This window comes from Borreliella japonica (genome assembly GCF_900099615.1).
In the GTDB taxonomy this organism is placed as follows: domain Bacteria; phylum Spirochaetota; class Spirochaetia; order Borreliales; family Borreliaceae; genus Borreliella; species Borreliella japonica.
The window spans coordinates 1-2,816 of sequence record NZ_FMTE01000023.1; the positions used below are offsets into that span (position 1 = coordinate 1).

Below are 2,816 nucleotides of genomic sequence, written 5' to 3' on the forward strand. Positions count from 1 at the left end.
ATATATGGTACAATAAAGTATATTAAGGATATATGTATGAGTAAAAAAAATAAAAAAGAATTATCTCTTAATAAGAGAATTGGAAATACCGTAAATATTGATAATTTATCGAATTTAGACACCAATAAAGATAAAAATTTAATGATTTATCAAGATTTAAAAGAGCAATTAAAAATGAGCTTAGACAATGAAATTGATACTAAAATTCAAAGAATGAAAATTCTATACGAAATTAAAACAAAAAAACTTTATAAATACGATGGCTTTAAAAGTTTTAATGTTTTTGTGAAGTCTTTTGTAGTTGCCAAAACCCAAGCTTATTTTTACTTAAAACTTTATGCAAAAGTTTTGGATGGTAGTTTGTCTATTAATAAGATTAAGGAATTGGGACTTGAAAATATAAAAAAGCATATGTTGAGAGAAAAATCATTAAATTTAAACAACAATATAAGTAAATTAGATAATAAGAATGTTTCTATTAGAATTTTCATGAAAGATAAAGAATTATATGAGTTTGTAAAACAAGATATAAAAAGAGTAAATTATATTTTAAAAGAACTTTTGCAGAATAAAAAAGACGTTTTATTAGATATTTTAAATAAATATAATAATGAAAAAAAGTAAACTGAAAGTAAATTTTGTTAAGCCAATGATATTATTTTAAATAAAAATCTAAGTTTTTCTTAAAATTTATTTTCTATTATTTAGCAATAAGCTTTTTGTATTGTAAATAGTAGCCGTTAGTTTAAAGGTGATGGCTAATAAACTACAATTTTTTATAATTTTATAATTTCATTAACAATGATGGCTTTTGTAAAGCTTAAGTTATGAATTATTTCAAAAAAAATATAAATAAGCAAGTTGTGGTTGTAATTATCAATTATAGTAAGATTCTTATATATAAATAGGCTCATATATAAATGATCTCATTTATAAGCGCAAAAGATAGCTACTTATAGCAGCTTTAGTTGCGTTTAGTTTTCTCTTTAGTTTTGATCGATCGGCCACTAAGCGCACAAAAAATATTAAATTGAGTTTTTGCGGAAAGTGCATTATTATTGCTTAATAAGCATTGAAATTATGCGTATAAATGAAACTTGCTATTCACCCTTGATTGATAATATCTTGTGCTACAAGTACCACAAGATATTTATATAAGAGACAAGTAAATGAATTATAATAGTTTCTTTTCCAGAAAAGAAACAATGTTAAAATTAAAGTTAAGCGCGGTTGAATATTGTGTTGTAAATGATATGCGCCGGGTTATAGATCGTCTCCAAAATAATAACGTTTTGGAGTATCAACCCGATGGCTCTAATTTTTTATGGCCGCTATTTGATGATTATGATGAAAATGATTTTGACGAGTTTTTTACAAAATTGGGCCCCAATAGGGCTAAAGAGTTGATTAATCTATTTTGCAAATTGAAAATACGTGTAAGTAACAGTGTATTTGAAACAGAGGTTTTTTTCTTGTATATGTGTATCAAGGATACTTGTTCAGTAAATCTTTTGTATTTCGATGATGATGAACATAATTGTTTTGATGAGGATAATGAGCAAAATTGTTTTGATTTAGATACACCTACTTTCAGTGAGCTTTATAGGAAGATAAAGCGGTCTTTAGAGATAAAATTGAAAGATTTTAGTGTAAAACAATTTTAATTTTAATAAAGATATACTTATATAAATAAGCGCTATAATTAAATTTATATCCTTTTATAAAAAACCATAGTGATCACTAACCCTAGACCCAAATCTAAAAGTTTCTATAAGCCCTAATACATTATGTAAAAATAGTTTTAGGTTTTTAGTTCGCGCTAGCCACATTATTATGTATAATGTGCCTTAATTTTGGCATAACATGTTTGTATAGGGTAGTTAATTTTGTAATAGGCTAAAATACAGTCCTTATCTATAGTGTAGAATTTAGCTATAATTTTTATTTTTTGTAGTTTATTGAGTTTTTTTTCCATTATTGTTATTGTAGAAATAGCCAAATCAACTTTTTTAAGCTCCTCATTGTAGCATTGTAGGATATTTTCTGGAGTATATTGACTAAATTGGGTGTTCATTAGTTCTATTGTGAAGATAAGAATTTCTAATTCAATTTGCGATTTGTTGATTAATTGATTTTTCATAAATTATCTATGAATTTGATTTTGTTATCACCAGGTTTGATGTACGGGTTTTAGGTTTTTATGGGCGTTAGTCACATCATCATTCATAATGATCCTTAATTATGGTATAGCATTTTTCTAAAGGATAGTTAAGAGTATAATAAAGCTTAAATATATCGTTTTCTTTCTTATATTTGTTAGTTATAAGTTGTAATTCTTGTTCTAGTATATCAATATACTCTTGTACTTTGGTTGAATCAATTTCCATTTTATTAAGAGAGATAAATTCTTTGATACTGATATTTGTCATACTATTCAGATAGTATCTATTATAGTATCCAACACCACTGTAGCGGTCTATGTATTCTATTGTTGTAATACAAAGTATTAATCTATAATATGGCTTATTATGATAATTTTCATGGTTTGTTGTTTTGAAAAATTTTCTTTGCAGCATACCCCCCCCAAAAAAAATTTTAATACACAGTTGTTATAATAATTATATATCTTTTAATAAGATTATTACTTTTCAAGTGGTTGATGCAAGAATTTGCAATTCAAATTGAAGCAGCTTATTATTAAATAATCTAGCATAAATTTTTTTCGAATTTAGTATTATGATTATTAGTGTACCATAAAAGTTAGTGTTCTTTATAAAGTTAAAAATTGATAAATAACAGTTAAGCCAAATGGGTAA

General features: G+C 25.1%; 4 protein-coding genes. 2 read left to right on the plus strand and 2 right to left on the minus strand.

Annotated features, from left to right (window positions below):
* Window positions 1-36 precede the first annotated feature (36 nt).
* Together BLO14_RS05635 and BLO14_RS05640 are read left to right on the plus strand one after the other, a co-directional pair.
* Window positions 37-624: a chromosome replication/partitioning protein gene (locus tag BLO14_RS05635; protein WP_091973925.1), complete on the plus strand. Its 588-nt coding sequence runs from the start codon at window positions 37-39 to the stop codon at window positions 622-624.
* Window positions 625-1,169: 545 nt separating this feature from the next.
* Window positions 1,170-1,664 (plus strand): P52 family lipoprotein, encoded by a 495-nt coding sequence (locus BLO14_RS05640; RefSeq protein WP_091973928.1) that lies wholly within the window; start codon window positions 1,170-1,172, stop codon window positions 1,662-1,664.
* Between the two features lie 167 nt (window positions 1,665-1,831).
* Here the strand turns inward: BLO14_RS05640 and BLO14_RS05645 are convergent, their stop codons facing one another.
* Window positions 1,832-2,140, minus strand: coding sequence for a plasmid maintenance protein (locus BLO14_RS05645; protein ID WP_091973931.1), 309 nt, complete (start codon window positions 2,138-2,140; stop codon window positions 1,832-1,834).
* A gap of 79 nt (window positions 2,141-2,219) precedes the next feature.
* Window positions 2,220-2,576: a hypothetical protein gene (locus BLO14_RS05650; protein WP_091973934.1), complete on the minus strand. Its 357-nt coding sequence runs from the start codon at window positions 2,574-2,576 to the stop codon at window positions 2,220-2,222.
* Window positions 2,577-2,816 lie beyond the last annotated feature (240 nt).